The sequence below is a fragment of the Kitasatospora sp. NPDC096128 genome (assembly GCF_040303105.1).
Lineage (GTDB): Bacteria > Actinomycetota > Actinomycetes > Streptomycetales > Streptomycetaceae > Kitasatospora.
Window position 1 is genome coordinate 108,794 of sequence record NZ_JBEOSP010000008.1, and the last position, 13,387, is coordinate 122,180.

At 71.5% G+C, this 13,387-nt stretch carries 12 protein-coding genes and 1 tRNA gene; 9 read left to right on the plus strand and 4 right to left on the minus strand.

Going from position 1 to position 13,387, the window contains the following annotated elements:
• The first annotated feature begins 162 nt into the window (after window positions 1–162).
• Entirely contained in the window at window positions 163–555 is a 393-nt protein-coding gene (locus ABTY61_RS11760) for a hypothetical protein (RefSeq protein WP_350504788.1), read from the plus strand.
• A gap of 31 nt (window positions 556–586) precedes the next feature.
• Window positions 587–1,192: an RdgB/HAM1 family non-canonical purine NTP pyrophosphatase gene (gene rdgB, locus ABTY61_RS11765; RefSeq protein WP_350504789.1), complete on the plus strand. Its 606-nt coding sequence runs from the start codon at window positions 587–589 to the stop codon at window positions 1,190–1,192.
• A 65-nt stretch (window positions 1,193–1,257) separates the two neighbouring features.
• Here the strand turns inward: rdgB and ABTY61_RS11770 are convergent.
• Both ABTY61_RS11770 and ABTY61_RS11775 read right to left on the minus strand, forming a co-directional pair.
• A tRNA-Leu gene (locus tag ABTY61_RS11770) sits at window positions 1,258–1,332 on the minus strand.
• Window positions 1,333–1,378: 46 nt separating this feature from the next.
• Window positions 1,379–2,245 carry an HNH endonuclease signature motif containing protein gene (locus tag ABTY61_RS11775; protein ID WP_350504790.1) on the minus strand — a complete coding sequence of 289 codons (867 nt, stop codon included), beginning with the start codon at window positions 2,243–2,245 and terminating at the stop codon, window positions 1,379–1,381.
• Window positions 2,246–2,573: 328 nt separating this feature from the next.
• On the opposite strand from ABTY61_RS11775, the gene ABTY61_RS11780 reads away from it, so the two are divergent.
• Window positions 2,574–4,949 carry a chitinase C-terminal domain-containing protein gene (locus ABTY61_RS11780; protein ID WP_350504913.1) on the plus strand — a complete coding sequence of 792 codons (2,376 nt, stop codon included), beginning with the start codon at window positions 2,574–2,576 and terminating at the stop codon, window positions 4,947–4,949.
• Window positions 4,950–5,032: 83 nt separating this feature from the next.
• On the opposite strand, the gene bcp is transcribed toward ABTY61_RS11780, so the two are convergent.
• Window positions 5,033–5,506 (minus strand): thioredoxin-dependent thiol peroxidase, encoded by a 474-nt coding sequence (gene bcp / locus ABTY61_RS11785; RefSeq protein WP_350504791.1) that lies wholly within the window; start codon window positions 5,504–5,506, stop codon window positions 5,033–5,035.
• A gap of 156 nt (window positions 5,507–5,662) precedes the next feature.
• Between bcp and ABTY61_RS11790 the strand changes: the two genes are divergently transcribed.
• The 3 genes from ABTY61_RS11790 to ABTY61_RS11800 all read left to right on the plus strand — a co-directional run bounded on the left by ABTY61_RS11790 (window position 5,663) and on the right by ABTY61_RS11800 (window position 7,890).
• Complete coding sequence (locus ABTY61_RS11790; RefSeq protein WP_350504792.1) at window positions 5,663–6,004, plus strand: DUF3618 domain-containing protein; 342 nt, start codon at window positions 5,663–5,665, stop codon at window positions 6,002–6,004.
• A 206-nt stretch (window positions 6,005–6,210) separates the two neighbouring features.
• Window positions 6,211–6,513 carry a GroES family chaperonin gene (locus ABTY61_RS11795; protein WP_079136310.1) on the plus strand — a complete coding sequence of 101 codons (303 nt, stop codon included), beginning with the start codon at window positions 6,211–6,213 and terminating at the stop codon, window positions 6,511–6,513.
• Between the two features lie 207 nt (window positions 6,514–6,720).
• Complete coding sequence (locus tag ABTY61_RS11800) at window positions 6,721–7,890, plus strand: winged helix DNA-binding domain-containing protein (protein WP_350504793.1); 1,170 nt, start codon at window positions 6,721–6,723, stop codon at window positions 7,888–7,890.
• A gap of 28 nt (window positions 7,891–7,918) precedes the next feature.
• Here ABTY61_RS11800 and ABTY61_RS11805 read toward each other — a convergent pair whose 3' ends face one another.
• Complete coding sequence (locus ABTY61_RS11805; RefSeq protein WP_350504794.1) at window positions 7,919–10,228, minus strand: transglycosylase domain-containing protein; 2,310 nt, start codon at window positions 10,226–10,228, stop codon at window positions 7,919–7,921.
• 315 nt (window positions 10,229–10,543) lie between these two features.
• On the opposite strand from ABTY61_RS11805, the gene ABTY61_RS11810 reads away from it, so the two are divergent.
• From ABTY61_RS11810 to ABTY61_RS11820, 3 genes are all read left to right on the plus strand, one after another.
• Window positions 10,544–11,401: an ABC transporter permease gene (locus ABTY61_RS11810; protein WP_350504795.1), complete on the plus strand. Its 858-nt coding sequence runs from the start codon at window positions 10,544–10,546 to the stop codon at window positions 11,399–11,401.
• On the plus strand, window positions 11,394–12,221 hold the full coding sequence (locus ABTY61_RS11815; RefSeq protein ID WP_350504796.1) for an ABC transporter permease: 828 nt from the start codon (window positions 11,394–11,396) through the stop codon (window positions 12,219–12,221). The genes ABTY61_RS11810 and ABTY61_RS11815 overlap by 8 nt, the downstream gene beginning before the upstream one ends.
• Before the next feature lie 70 nt (window positions 12,222–12,291).
• Window positions 12,292–13,251, plus strand: a complete 960-nt coding sequence (locus ABTY61_RS11820; RefSeq protein WP_350504797.1) for an ABC transporter ATP-binding protein — start codon at window positions 12,292–12,294, stop codon at window positions 13,249–13,251.
• Window positions 13,252–13,387: the final 136 nt, after the last annotated feature.

The following is a 13,387-nucleotide window of genomic DNA, read 5'->3' on the forward strand; positions in this document are numbered from 1 at the left end:
GGGCAGAGCTGCACGGGCAGAACTCCTCGGGCTGAACCGGGGACGGTTCGCTGTACACGCCCGGCCCGAAGCCCGTACGGTTCCCGCAGCACCCCCGCTGCGGGAACCGCGCCCCCGCCGGCGCGCGTCCTCCCCACGGAACCAGCGCCCCAGGAGGACCGGATGGCCTCGTCGAGCATCGCCCGCCCCGCCGCCCTCGCCGTGGCCGCACTGATCGCGATCCTCCCGCTCAGCATGGTGAGTTGCTCCGCCGCCCAGAAGGCCATCGACTGCGGCAACACCGCCGTCAAGGTCACCGGCGACCTCGCCGACCTCACCAAGGCCTACGACAACTCCAGCAACGACTCGGCCGCCGCCGGCAAGGCGCTGCAGAAGCTCAAGGGCGACCTCGACCAGATCGGCAAGAACTCCAAGAACACCGACGTCGCCAAGGCGGTCACCGACCTCCAGAAGCAGGCCGACAAGGTCCAGCAGGCCGTCGACAAGAAGCAGGCCCCCGACCTCAAGCCGCTCGGCGACGCGGCCGGCAACCTCACCTCGGTCTGCACCGGTTGAGCCCTTCCGCCCTCTGGATAGGGTGGGTGATATGTCCACCCGTCTGATCCTCGCCACCCGCAACCAGCACAAGGTCGCCGAGCTGCGCGCCATCCTCGCCGACGCCGGCCTGGACGTCGAACTCGTCGGCGCCGACGCCTACCCCGAGATCCCGGACGTCCCCGAGACCGGCGTCACCTTCGCCGAGAACGCCCTCCTCAAGGCCCACGCCCTGGCCCGCGCCACCGGCCTGCCCGCCGTCGCCGACGACTCCGGCCTCTGCGTGGACGTCCTCAACGGCGCGCCCGGCATCTTCTCCGCCCGCTGGGCCGGCAAGCACGGCGACGACCTCGCCAACCTGAACCTGCTGCTCGCCCAGCTCTCCGACATCGCCGAACCCCACCGCGGCGCCCACTTCTTCTGTGCTGCCGCCCTGGCCCTGCCCGACGGCACCGAACGCGTCGTCGAGGGCCGGTTGCTGGGCACCCTGCGCACCGCCCCGGCGGGCGACGGCGGCTTCGGCTACGACCCGATCCTCCAGCCCCTCGGCGAGACCCGCACCTGCGCGGAGCTGACGGCGGACGAGAAGAACGCCATCAGCCACCGGGGCCAGGCGTTCCGCGGCCTGGTGCCGGTGGTGAAGGAACTGCTGGGCTGACAGCCACAGCAACGAGTCTGGCCCGCTTCCCTTCGAATCGAAGGGAAGCGGGCCACTTCACTCGGTACGCCCGGTGGGACTCGAACCCACGACCCTACGGACCTAAACCGCAGCCCTCTCGCCAGCTGGGGTACGGGCGCCCGTCGGCACAAGCCTACCGGCTGGTGCCAACAGGTGGCGCCAGGTTTACGGGTGGGCGGCCACATCTCCGTCGCGCGCCGTGCGGTTCATGTTCCGGCCGCAATAGGTCGGGGTGATGGAGTGGCAGTTGGGGCAGAGCAGGCGGAGGTTCTCTCGCCGGTTGTCGAGCCAGTCGCCGTTGATGTGGTCGACCTCCAGGGTCATCGGTCGCCCGCGCCAGGTCGGGGGTGTGCCGCACAGCTCGCAGACATCGGGATGCCCGAGGTGTACGAGCATGGTTCGAAGTCGGTCGCCCGGGACTCGCTGGCTCCCCGCCGGGCGCCGGATCAGCAACTCCTCGGCCGTGCGCCGAGGGCCGGTTCGCTGCCCCTTGTTGTGCGCCCGCCCGGTGAAGTGGCTGGTGTCGAGTCGGTGGAAGTCGATGGCTTCGCGCATCAGGGTTCGCGAGTTGCCGCAGTCGGTCATGCCGAGCGCGAGGATCACGCCGCGGACACTGCGGTGCGCGGCCACGGCCTGCGCCAGAACTTCCTTCGGGATGGCCTCGGCCCGGCTGCGGCGGTCGCCCCGGAACCTGAAGTGCGAGGTGTCGATGTCGAGGTCGGCCAGACGCTTCTTCAGGTAGGAGTAGAGGCTGTCGTACGGCGTGACGCCCAGGTGGGCCATCATCGCGTTGATGCTGTCGCTGTTCGCCGCCGCCTCGGCCAGCACCTCTCGCGGGTAGCGGCGGCGCCCGTAGTCGGGGCGGCCGTGGTTGAAGTGCGAGGTGTCGATCCCGAAGTGCCTGAGCCGCTTGCTCAGGTAGCTGTGTGTGCCTCCAGCCATCGGCACGCCTAGCTTGCGCATCATCTCGTTGACGCTGGTGGACTCGGCCGCGAGGGCGGCGAGCAGTTCGCGGGTGTACTTGACCGGCATGACGGGCCCCCTTGGGCAGTTGTCGTGCCCCTTCCCCGGTATGCGAACGACCGTTGGCCGGTTTGGTTACGGCCGGTCGGAGGTTTGCCGAATGATGACCGATTGGTACAGACCTATTGACCTATGTGGTTCAGACCACATAGCTTCGGCGCCAATTGGAATCCCCCCACGTGCGTGCTCCCCCACAGGCACGCGCCGACACTCTCTCCTGGAGGACCGAGTGTTGATCCGTAGCACGGCGGAGCGGCGTCCCACCGCTGCGATCCGCCGCAAGAGCGCCCGGGCGGGCGTGGCGTCGTTGGCGGCGGCCTCGTTGGCCGGGCTGGTGATGGCGACGCTGGGTGCGGCGCCCTCGCAGGCGTCGGCGGCCGTCGACAACTCGGCCTGTCGCCCGGACGGGCTGTACCAGACGCCCGGAGTGGACGTCCCGTACTGTTCGGTCTACGACACCGGCGGGCGCGAGAAGATGGGCGCGGACCACCAGCGCCGCATCATCGGGTACTTCACCGGCTGGCGCACCGGCAAGAAGGGCGACCAGCCCTACCTGGTGAGCGACATCCCCTGGGACAAGGTCACCCACCTCAACTACGCCTTCGGGCACGTCGGCGGCGACAACAAGCTGTCGGTCGGCACGGACGGCCCGACCAACGAGGCCACCGGGATCGACTTCCCGGGCGTGCCTGCCGCCCAGTTGGACCCGACGCTGCCGTACAAGGGCCACTTCAATCTGCTGACGAAGTTCAAGAAGCAGTACCCGAACGTCAAGACCCTGATATCGGTGGGTGGTTGGACCGAGACGGGTGGCTACTTCGACGACAGTGGCAGCCGGGTGAACTCCGGCGGTTTCTACTCGATGACGGTCAACCCGGACGGCAGCGTCAACCAGGCCGGCATCGACACCTTCGCCGCGTCGTCCGTCGACTTCATCCGCAAGTACGGCTTCAACGGCGTCGACATCGACTACGAGTACCCGACCTCGATGAAGGACGCCGGCAACCCGCTGGACTGGCAGCTCGCCAACGCCAAGCGCGGTTCGCTGGCCAAGGGGTACGCGGCGCTGATGAAGACCCTGCGGGAGAACCTGGACCGGGCGGGTGCCGCCGACGGCCGGCACTACCTGCTGTCGGTGGCGGCGCCGTCCTCCGGGTACCTGCTGCGCGGCATGGAGACCTTCCAGGTGGCGCAGTACCTGGACTACGTCAACATCATGTCGTACGACCTGCACGGCGCCTGGAACAAGTACGTCGGTCCGAACGCCTCGCTCTACGACGACGGCAAGGACGGCGAGCTGGCGGCCGCCAACGTGTACGGCACCGGCCAGTACGGCGGCATCGGCTACCTGAACGCCGACTGGTCGTACCACTACTTCCGCGGCGCGATGCCGGGCGGCCGGATCAACGTCGGCCTGCCGTACTACACCCGCGGCTTCAAGAACGTCCAGGGCGGCACCAACGGCCTCTGGGGCACGGCCTCCGCGACCAGCTGCCCGGCCGGCTCCGGGCTGACCGCCTGCGGTGACGGCGCGGTGGGCATCGACAACATCTGGAACGACAAGGACGACGCCGGCAAGGAGTCCCCGGCCGGGTCGAACCCGATGTGGCACGCCAAGAACCTGGAGAAGGGCGTCCTGCCCGATTACCTCTCCAAGTACGGCGTGACCGACACCGCCCTCCAGGGCAGCTACACCCGCAACTACAGCGACTCGCTGGCGGCGCCGTGGCTGTGGAACGACAGCAAGAAGGTGTTCCTGTCCACCGAGGACGAGCAGTCGGTGGGCGCCAAGGCGGACTACATCGTCAACCAGGGCGCCGGCGGCGCGATGATCTGGGAGCTCGCGGGCGACTACCGCTGGGATGCCACCGCCAACGGCGGCAAGGGCGAGTACGTGCCCGGCTCGACGCTGACCTCGCTGATGTACGACAAGTTCAAGGCGGCGAGCCCGTACGGGGCGGTCCGCTCGACGGTGGCGCTGCCGCAGCAGACCCTGCCGGTCGACGTGTCGTTCACCAACTTCGCGCTGGGCGACTCCAACTACCCGATCAACCCGAAGCTGCACATCGTCAACAACTCGACGCTGACCCTGCCGGGCGGCACCGAGTTCCAGTTCGACTACAGCAACTCGGCGCCGGGCAACGCCAAGGACCAGTCCGGCTTCGGTCTGCAGGTGATCAGGCAGGACAACCCGGGGCCGGGCAACGTCGGCGGGCTGAAGGGCACCTACAACCGGGTGTCGGTCAAGCTGCCGGGCTGGCAGTCGCTGGCGCCGGGGGCCTCGGTGGACATCGACTTCGTCTACTACCTGCCGGTGTCCACGCCGTCGAACTGGACGGTCAACGTGGGCGGCACGCTGTACGGGCTCAAGGGCGACCTGTCCCGGGGCGCGGTGGACGGCGGCACGCCGACCCCGACGCCGACCGGTACGCCGACCCCGACGGCCACGCCGACTCCGACGCCGACCGGTACCCCGACCCCGACGCCGACCGGCACCCCGACGGGCACCCCGACCGGCACGCCCACCCCGACCGCGACCCCGACCTCCGGTGGCTGCACGGCCGCCCCGGGCTGGGACGCGGGCGCCACCTACGCGACGCCGACCAAGGTGTCCTGGAAGGGCCACTACTACCAGAACAAGTGGTGGACCAAGGGCGACGACCCCGCCGTGAGCGGCGCCTGGGGCGTCTGGAACGACCTCGGGGCCTGCTGAGTCCGGTCAGCCGAGGTGAGGGACGGCGGTGGCGGCACACCCGGTCGGGGGGTGGGCCGCCACCGCTGCTCCGTTCAGGAGGCTCAGGCCTCGACCTTGAGGTCCCGCAGCAGCTTGGCCACGTGGCCGGTGGCCTTGACGTTGTAGAGGGCGCGCTCGACCTTGCCCTGCTCGTCCACGATGATCGTGGAGCGGATCACGCCGAGGTAGGTGCGGCCGTAGTTCTGCTTCTCGCCGTAGGCGGCGTAGGCCTCCAGGACCTGGTGGTCCGGGTCGGAGAGCAGGGTGACCTTGAGGTCCTCCTTCTCGCGGAACTTGCCGAGCTTCTCGGGCTGGTCCGGCGAGATGCCGATGACGTCGTAGCCGGCGCCCGCGAAGACCGCCAGGTTGTCGGTGAAGTCGCAGGCCTGCTTGGTGCAGCCGGGGGTGAGGGCGGCCGGGTAGAAGTAGACGATGACCTTGCGGCCGAGGTGGTCGGCCAGCGAGACCTGGTTGCCGTCGGCGTCGGACAGGCTGAAGGCGGGTGCGGTGTCGCCGGGCTGGAGACGCTCAGTCACGGTCGTATTCTCCTGGAAGCTGGGACGGGCGGTCGTACCACGGCAAACTTACCTCCGTTGGTGGGTGGGGCCGCGCGCCCGTGCGTGGCAGCTGACAAACTGGTTTGGTCGCACAGGACGACAGGACTACATCGGCAAGTGAATGGGGTGGCCCGAGTGGGCGACGCGAGCACGCAGGACAAGCCGGCGCGGACGGCTGCGCAGATCGAGGCGGACATCGAGCGCACCCGTGACCGGCTGGCGTCGAACCTGGACGAGCTGGCCGTGCGGATCCACCCGAGCACCATCTCCGCGCAGGTCAAGGCGAAGGCCATGGCCACCGTCGAGGAGAAGACGGCCCGGGCGTACGTGGCCGCCAACGGTCTGGTGGAGAAGGTCAAGGCGCAGTTCCTGGACGAGAAGGGGCAGCCGCGCAAGGAGCGGATCGTCCCGGTCGCGCTGGTCGGCGTCGGCCTGGTCGTGCTGCTCGCCTCCTCCCGCAAGCGCCGCGAGGACTGAGCAGAGGTCTGAGCAGAGGTCTGAGCACGGCTTCGGAGGGCCGGCCCCGTGACGGGGCCGGCCCTCCGCATGCCGGGCCAGCGTCACGCGCCGCGCCCGGGGGCGGTACCTTCGGGACCGTGAGTACGAACGACGAACCGACCCGTCCCGGCCACGAGCACGACTCCGTGCGGCACGACCGGCTGGGTGAGAAGCTGCCGATCCGGATGCTGCACGACCGCGTGCTGGTGCGGATCGAGGGCAGTGAGGGTGAGCGCCGCTCGACCGGCGGCATCCTGATCCCGGCGACCGCGGAGCTAAGTAAAAGGTGCACGTGGGCGGAAGCCGTGGCTGTCGGCCAGAGCGTGCGTTCCGTGGAGCCCGGTGACCGGGTGCTGTACGACCCGGAGGACAAGCTGGAGGTGGAGGTCCGCGGCGCCACCTATGTGCTGCTGCGCGAGCGGGACCTGCACGCGGTGGCGGCGACCCGCTTCGGTGACACGGAGGGTTCGACCGGGCTGTACCTCTGACCGGCCGCTCCCTCCGATCGGCCGCCACCTCTGACCGGCCTGGGCTGCTGACCTATCCGGCCGAGGGGTAGGGCGGCGGCGGTCCGCGCGTACAGCTGCTCGCGGTCGGCCTCGGGCAGGCCGGACCAGAGCGGGGTGCGGATCGTCCCGGGGCTGGCGGTGCAGCACCTGCCCGGTTCTGTCGGTGGCAGCCGCTAGGGTCCGGGCATGAGTGTCCGGGTGATCGGTGATGCGGAGCGGCGGGCCCGGTTGGGGCGTCGGCAGCTGTTGGCGCCCTCGGTGCGGGCGGCGCGGGTGGAGGACGTGGCCGACGCGGTGGTCGGGCTGCACGCGACGGACGCGGCGACGGTGTACCTGTCGGCCTGTGCGCGGCTGGCGGAGCCCTCGGCGGCGGCGGTGGACCGGGCGCTGTACGAGTCCGTCTCGCTGGTGAAGCTGCTGTCGATGCGGCGGACGATCTTCGCGGTGACGGAGGGCCTGGCCCCGTACGTGAGTTCGGCGGCGGCGCGGGCGATCGCGGCGAAGGAGCGGGCGACGCTGCTGAAGCACCTGCGCGACCACGCGGAGGGCTGGGACGAGGCCCGGCTGGCGGAGACGGAGCGCGCGGTGCTGGCCGCGCTGGCCGTGCGCGGTGAGGCGACGACCAAGGAACTCGGCGACGACGTACCGCAGTTGCGCGAGACGATGCTGATGTCGGCGGGCAAGGCGTACGAGGCGAGGCAGAGCGTGGGCAGCCGGCTGCTGCGGCTGCTGGCCTCGGACGGGCACGTGCGCCGGTGCCGTCCGCGCGGGTCGTGGCTGAGCAGCAGCTATCCGTGGGCGCTGGTGCCGCAGTGGCCGGACGTGCCGGTGCGGGAGGCGAAGGCGGAGGTGGTGCGGCGCTGGCTGGCGGCGTACGGTCCGGCCACGGTCGAGGACGTGAAGTGGTGGACGGGCTGGACGCTGGGGGACGTCCGGAAGGCGCTGGCGGACGTGGACGCGCGGGCCGTGGCGCTGGCCGGCGGTGCGGCGGCCGTGGTGCTGCCGGGGGACGAGGGGCCGGTGGCGGCCCCGGAGCCGTGGGCGGCGCTGCTGCCCGCGCTGGACCCGGCGGTGATGGGCTGGCGCGGGCGGGACTGGTACCTGCGGCCGGAGGACGTGCCGGCGCTGTTCGACCGGGCGGGCAACGCGGGGCCGACGGTGTGGTGGTGCGGTGAGGTGGTCGGCGGCTGGGCGCAGCGGGCGGACGGCGAGGTGGTGTGGCGGCTGTTCCGGGGCGTGGGGGTGGCGGCGGAGCGGGCGGTGGCGGCGGAGGCCGGGCGGCTGGCGGGGTGGTTGGGGGAGGTGCGGGTGACGCCGCGCTTCCGTACGCCGCTGGAGCGGGAGTTGGTGGCGTAGGGCTGACCGGGCGGGCCCCGGCGCGGGCTCACTGCGCCGGGGCGGTGGCCGTCCCGGTGGGGCCGGTGGTGGCGGTGGGCGGGTTGCTGGGGCGGGCGGGCCTGGTCGGGGTGGGCCGGCTGCTGGGGGTGGGTTGTTCCTGGCTGGGGGTGGGCTGGGGGTTCTGCGGGCTGGGGGCGTCGGGGGCGGGGGCGCTGGGGGCGGGCGCGCTGGGGGCGTGGCTGGGGGTGGTGGGCGTGGGGGCGCCGGTGGTGGCGGTGCCGGGGGTGGTGCTCGGGGAGGTGGTGGTGCCGGGTGCGCCGGTGGTGGGCCAGGTGTCGGGGCCCGGGTCGCCGTGGCCGGTCTGCAGGTCGAACTGCTGGGTGGGGGTGCCGTTGAGGGCGGCGGTCATGTAGGCGGTCCAGATCTTGGTGGGGAAGGCGCCGCCGTTGACCCGGGTGAGGCCGGCGGTGCCGGACAGCGGTTCCTTGGCGTGGCTCTTCGGGTTCTCGCGGAACAGGCCGACGGCGGTGGTGAGTTCGGGGGTGTAGCCGGCGAACCAGGCGGAGAGGTTGGCGTCGGTGGTGCCGGTCTTGCCGGCGGCGGGGCGGCCGAGGTCGAGGGCGGCGGCGCCGGTGCCGCGGGGGCCGATGACGTCGCGCAGGACGTCGGTGACGGAGTCGGCGATGGTGCGGCCTACGGCGTCGGTGGCCTTGTGGTCGGGCATCTTGGGGACGTCGGTGGCGCCGCCGGGGTTGACCCGTTCGAGCTTCTGGACGGACCACGGGGTGTGGGCCTGGCCGTGGTTGGCGAGGGTGGCGTAGGCGCCGGCCAGGTCGAGGGCGCTGGGGGTGGCGGTGCCGAGGGTCATCGAGGTGTTGGCCGGGTCCATGCCCCGGACGCTGTCGGGGATGCCGAGTTTGACGGCGGTGTCCCGGACGCGGCCGAGTCCTGCGTCGACGCCTTCCTGGGCGTACACGGAGTTGACGGACTTGACCATGGCGTAGCGCAGGGTGATGTTGCCGTAGTCGACGTCGTCCTCGTTGGGTGGCGCGTACGGGGTGGGGCCGCCGGTGACGGGGCGTTCGCTGGTGCCGTCGTAGCGGGTCTCGGTGGTGATGGGGCGGCCGTCGACGGTGTGCTGGGCGATCAGTCCGGCGGCGAGGTCGACCGGTTTGAAGGTGGAGCCGATCTGGTTGTCCTGGCGCAGGGCGTCGTTGAAGGGCTGTTTGGCGTAGTCGGGGCCGCCGTAGACGGCGACGACCCGGCCGGTGGCGGGGTCGACGGAGGCGCCGGCGACCCGGACGTCGGTGTCGGTGGTGGGGCGGGCTTTGGGGTCGAGGTCGCCGGTGAGTTCGTCCTGGACGGCTTTGACGAAGGCGTCCTGTCGGGGCTTCTCGAAGGTGGTGGTGATCCGCCAGCCGCCGGCCTTGAGGGTGGCGGCGTCGATGGTGCCGGAGGAGATGAGGTAGTCGTCGGCGACGCCGACCAGGTAGCCGGCCTGGCCGGCGAGGCCGGTGGCGGGCTGGGGGTCGATGGGGTCGGGGAAGGTGGTCGCGGCGCGGTCGGCGCTGGTGAGGAAGCCGAGTTGGACCATGCCGTCGAGGGCGTAGTTCCAGCGGGCGACGGCCTTCTCGCGGTTGGCGGGGGTGGCGGTCTTGACGTCGTAGAGGCTGGGGGCCTGGAGCAGGGAGGCGAGGTAGGCGCCCTGGCCGAGGGTGAGTTGGGAGACGTCGACGCCGTAGTAGGCGTGGGCGGCGCTCTGGATGCCGTAGGCGCCGCGGCCGAAGTAGCTGCTGTTGAGGTAGCCGGCGAGGATCTCGTTCTTGCTGCGCTGCTGGTCGACCTTGAGGGCGATGAAGAGTTCGCGGCCCTTGCGTTCGAAGGTCTGGTCCTGGGTCAGGTAGTAGTTCTTGACGTACTGCTGGGTGATGGTGGAGCCGCCCTGCATGCCCTTGCCGAGCAGGGTGTTCCAGCCGGCCCGGAGCATGCCCTTCAGGTCGATGCCGCGGTTCTGGTAGAAGGTGCGGTCCTCGGCGGAGACGACGGCCTGCTGGGTCTGCAGCGGGATCTGGTCGACGGTGACGTCGGTGCGGTTGACGGCTCCGGTGCGGGCGATCTCGGTGGTGCCGTCGGCGTAGAGGTAGATGTTGTTCTGGGCGGTGGCGTGGGCGTTGGGGTCGGGCACCGGGACGATGACGTAGAGCACGGCGAAGGCGCCGACGGCGAGCAGCAGCAGTGCGGTGAGGGTGCCGAGGGTGATCCGCCAGGTGGGCAGGAGCCGGCGCCAGAGGGGGAGGGCGCGGCGGGCTTCGCGGCGGGCGGCCCGTTTGGCCTGGCGGCGGGTGCTCAACGTCATGGCGGGATTATCTGCTATTTGACGCTGGTTCAGCGGCGGCGGGGGTCTGAGCTGCGTGGTTGAGCCGTGTGGCGGCGCGGTCGGGGTGCGTGGTTGCGCGTGGCGGGCCGTGCGCCCCGGGGTGCGTCGGAAATCCGGGTGCGGGCCGTGGGGCCCGGCGCTACGGTGAAAGGTGCAAATCGCATAGCGCGTCCACTTCGGCAGCTCCGCCTGTCCGGCCCGGTACCCCCGGGTGCGGCCGGTCGGGGCCGCTGGGGTGTGCGCCGACGTCTCGCGGCGTCCGTCTGTGCCCGTAAATGTCGATAAGGAGACAATATGCAGAGTGCTTCCGCCGTGGAGGCGAGGCCTCCCGATACCGGTACCGGCACCGCCCTCGGGCTGTACGTCGCCGTCGCCCGCGGCGCCTTCCGCCGCTACTCCACCTACCGGGCCGCCACCCTGGCCGGGACCTTCACCAACACCGTCTTCGGCATCATCCTGGCCTCCTCCTTCCTCGCCCTCTGGCAGGCCCGGCCCAATCTCGGCGGCTACGACCAGAGCCAGGCCGTCACCTACATCTGGGTCAGCCAGGCCATGCTGGTCACCGTCTCGGTCTGGGGCGGGGGCTTCCAGGACGAGGTCCAGGACCGCTTCCGCAGCGGGGACATCGCCGTCGACCTCTACCGTCCGGTCGACTTCCAGGGCTGGTGGCTGGCCACCGACCTCGGCCGGGCCGGCTTCCAGGCGCTGGTCCGCGGCACCGTGCCGCTGCTGGTCGGCGCCCTGGTGTTCCGCACCCGGATGCCCGAACACCCGCTGACCTGGCTGTTCTTCCTGCTCTCGGTGCTGCTCGCGCTGCTGGTCAGCTTCGGGGTGCGGTTCCTGGTCTCGATCACCGGCTTCTGGCTGCACGACTCGGAGGGGGTGCGTGCCGTGATGCTGGTGGTCTCGATGTTCTTCTCCGGGATGCTGCTGCCGATCGTGCTCTTCCCCGGCTGGCTCGGCGACCTCGCCCGGGTGATGCCCTGGGCGGCCCTGGTCAAGGTGCCGACCGACGTCTTCCTGGAGCGGGCGAGCGGCGGCGGGCTGCTCCCGGCGCTCGGCTTCCAGCTCGGCTGGGCGGCCGCGCTGCTCGCGGCCGGCCGGGGCGCGCAGTGGCTGGCGACCCGCCGGGTGGTGGTGCAGGGTGGCTGAGCCGCTGCTCGCCCGGACGTCCTGGGCGGTCCGCTCCTGGTGGCTGTGCGCCCGGATGTGGATGCGCTCGATGATGGCCTACCGGGCCTCCTTCCTGCTGAACCTGCTGGCCAGCCTGGTCACCCACTCCCTCGACTTCATCGTGCTGGTGATCATGTTCCGGCACACCGACCAGCTCGGCGGCTGGCACCTGCCGGAGATCGCCTTCCTCTACGCCACCGCGACCTTCTCGCTCGGCATGGCCAACCTGCTGGTCGGCTCGGCCGACGGCCTCGGCGCGCGGATCATGAACGGCTCACTGGACACCATGCTGATCCGCCCCGCGCCCGCGCTCTCCCAGCTGTGCGCCGAGCGGTTCAGCCTGCGCCGACTCGGCCGCCCGCTCCAGGCCGTGCTGGTGCTCGCCTGGTCGCTGGCCGCCCTGGACGTGCACTGGACCTGGGACCGGGTCCTGCTGGTGCCCGTCCTGCTGGTCTGCGGCAGCGTCATCTTCGGCGCGATCTACATCGGCGGCGCCACCGTCCAGTTCTGGTGGGGCGAGTCCAAGGAGATCCAGAACTCCTTCACCTACGGCGGCGCGACCCTGCTGCACTACCCGCCGACCGTCTTCGCCAAGGAACTGGTGGCCGGGGTGGTCTTCGGCGTCCCGCTGGCCTTCGTCAACTGGCTGCCCGCCCTGCGCATCCTCGACCGGCCCGACCCGCTGGGGCTGCCGACCGTCTTCCAGTACGCCTCCCCGGTGGCCGCCGCGCTGTGCGTCCTCGCTGCCGGGCTCGCCTGGCGGGCCGGACTGCGCGCCTACCGCGGCACCGGCAGCTGACCCTCCCCGGGCCGCCTCCGCGCCCTCCCCGGGCCCTCCCCGGGCCCTCTCCGCAACGCAAGGAGCACCCATGGCACTGATCGAACTCCAGGACGTCCACCGCACCTTCACCGTGCGCGCCCGCACCGGCCGGTTCAGCCGGGTCAAGCGCGAGGTGCGCGCGGTGGACGGGCTCAGCTTCACCGTCGAGGCCGGCGAGTGCGTCGGCTACATCGGCCCCAACGGCGCCGGGAAGTCGACCACCATCAAGATGCTCACCGGCATCCTCGTCCCCAGCTCCGGCCGGCTGCGCGTCGCCGGGGTCGACCCGGCCCGCGAACGGGTCACGCTGGCCCGCCGGATCGGCGTCGTCTTCGGCCAGCGCACCACCCTGTGGTGGGACCTCCCGCTGCGCGACTCCTTCGAACTCGCCCGCCGGATCTACCGGATCCCCGACCGGCGGTACCGCGAGAACCTCGACCGCTGCGTCGAACTGCTCGACCTGGACGGCCTGTTGGACACCCCCGTTCGGCAGCTCTCGCTCGGCCAGCGGATGCGCGGGGACCTCGCGGCGGCCCTGCTGCACGACCCCCAGGTGCTCTACCTGGACGAGCCGACCATCGGGCTGGACGTGGTCAGCAAGGGCCGGGTGCGGGAGTTCCTGCGCGAGGTCAACCGGGACCGCGGCACCACCGTGCTGCTCACCACCCACGACCTCACCGACATCGAGCAGCTCTGCGACCGGGTGATGGTGATCGACCACGGCCGGGTCGTCCACGACGGCGGGCTGGACGGGCTGCACGCCGCAGGGCGCAGCGAGCGGACCCTGGTGGTCGACCTGGCCGAAGCCCGGCCGGCGATCGAGGTGGCCGGGGCGCGGGTGGTGAAGGTGGAGGGGCCGCGGCAGTGGCTGGCCTTCCCGGCACAGGAGAGCGCGGCGCCGATCGTGGCGGCGGTCGCGGCGCGCTACCCGCTGGTGGACCTCTCGGTGCGCGAGCCGGCGATCGAGGACGTGATCGCGCGGATGTACGCGAAGGTCGCGATCGGCTGACGCGGGGCGGCGGACGGCGGGTGGCGGGTGGCGGACGGCGGGCGCGGGGCGGTCGATCCGCCCGGGCCCGTCCGGTGGCGGCTGCCGCGACCGGGTGACGGTTCGGGCGGGCGTTCGGTTCCGGTCACCCGTCCGG

Coding starts and splice junctions, on each gene's coding strand:
- ABTY61_RS11810 (WP_350504795.1), top strand. CDS start 10,544: ATGCAGAGTGCTTCCGCCGTGGAGGCGAGGCCTCCCGATACCGGTACC.
- ABTY61_RS11820 (WP_350504797.1), top strand. CDS start 12,292: ATGGCACTGATCGAACTCCAGGACGTCCACCGCACCTTCACCGTGCGC.
- ABTY61_RS11760 (WP_350504788.1), top strand. CDS start 163: ATGGCCTCGTCGAGCATCGCCCGCCCCGCCGCCCTCGCCGTGGCCGCA.
- ABTY61_RS11805 (WP_350504794.1), bottom strand. CDS start 10,228: ATGACGTTGAGCACCCGCCGCCAGGCCAAACGGGCCGCCCGCCGCGAA.
- ABTY61_RS11775 (WP_350504790.1), bottom strand. CDS start 2,245: ATGCCGGTCAAGTACACCCGCGAACTGCTCGCCGCCCTCGCGGCCGAG.
- ABTY61_RS11780 (WP_350504913.1), top strand. CDS start 2,574: ATGGCGACGCTGGGTGCGGCGCCCTCGCAGGCGTCGGCGGCCGTCGAC.
- rdgB (WP_350504789.1), top strand. CDS start 587: ATGTCCACCCGTCTGATCCTCGCCACCCGCAACCAGCACAAGGTCGCC.
- ABTY61_RS11795 (WP_079136310.1), top strand. CDS start 6,211: ATGCTGCACGACCGCGTGCTGGTGCGGATCGAGGGCAGTGAGGGTGAG.
- ABTY61_RS11800 (WP_350504793.1), top strand. CDS start 6,721: ATGAGTGTCCGGGTGATCGGTGATGCGGAGCGGCGGGCCCGGTTGGGG.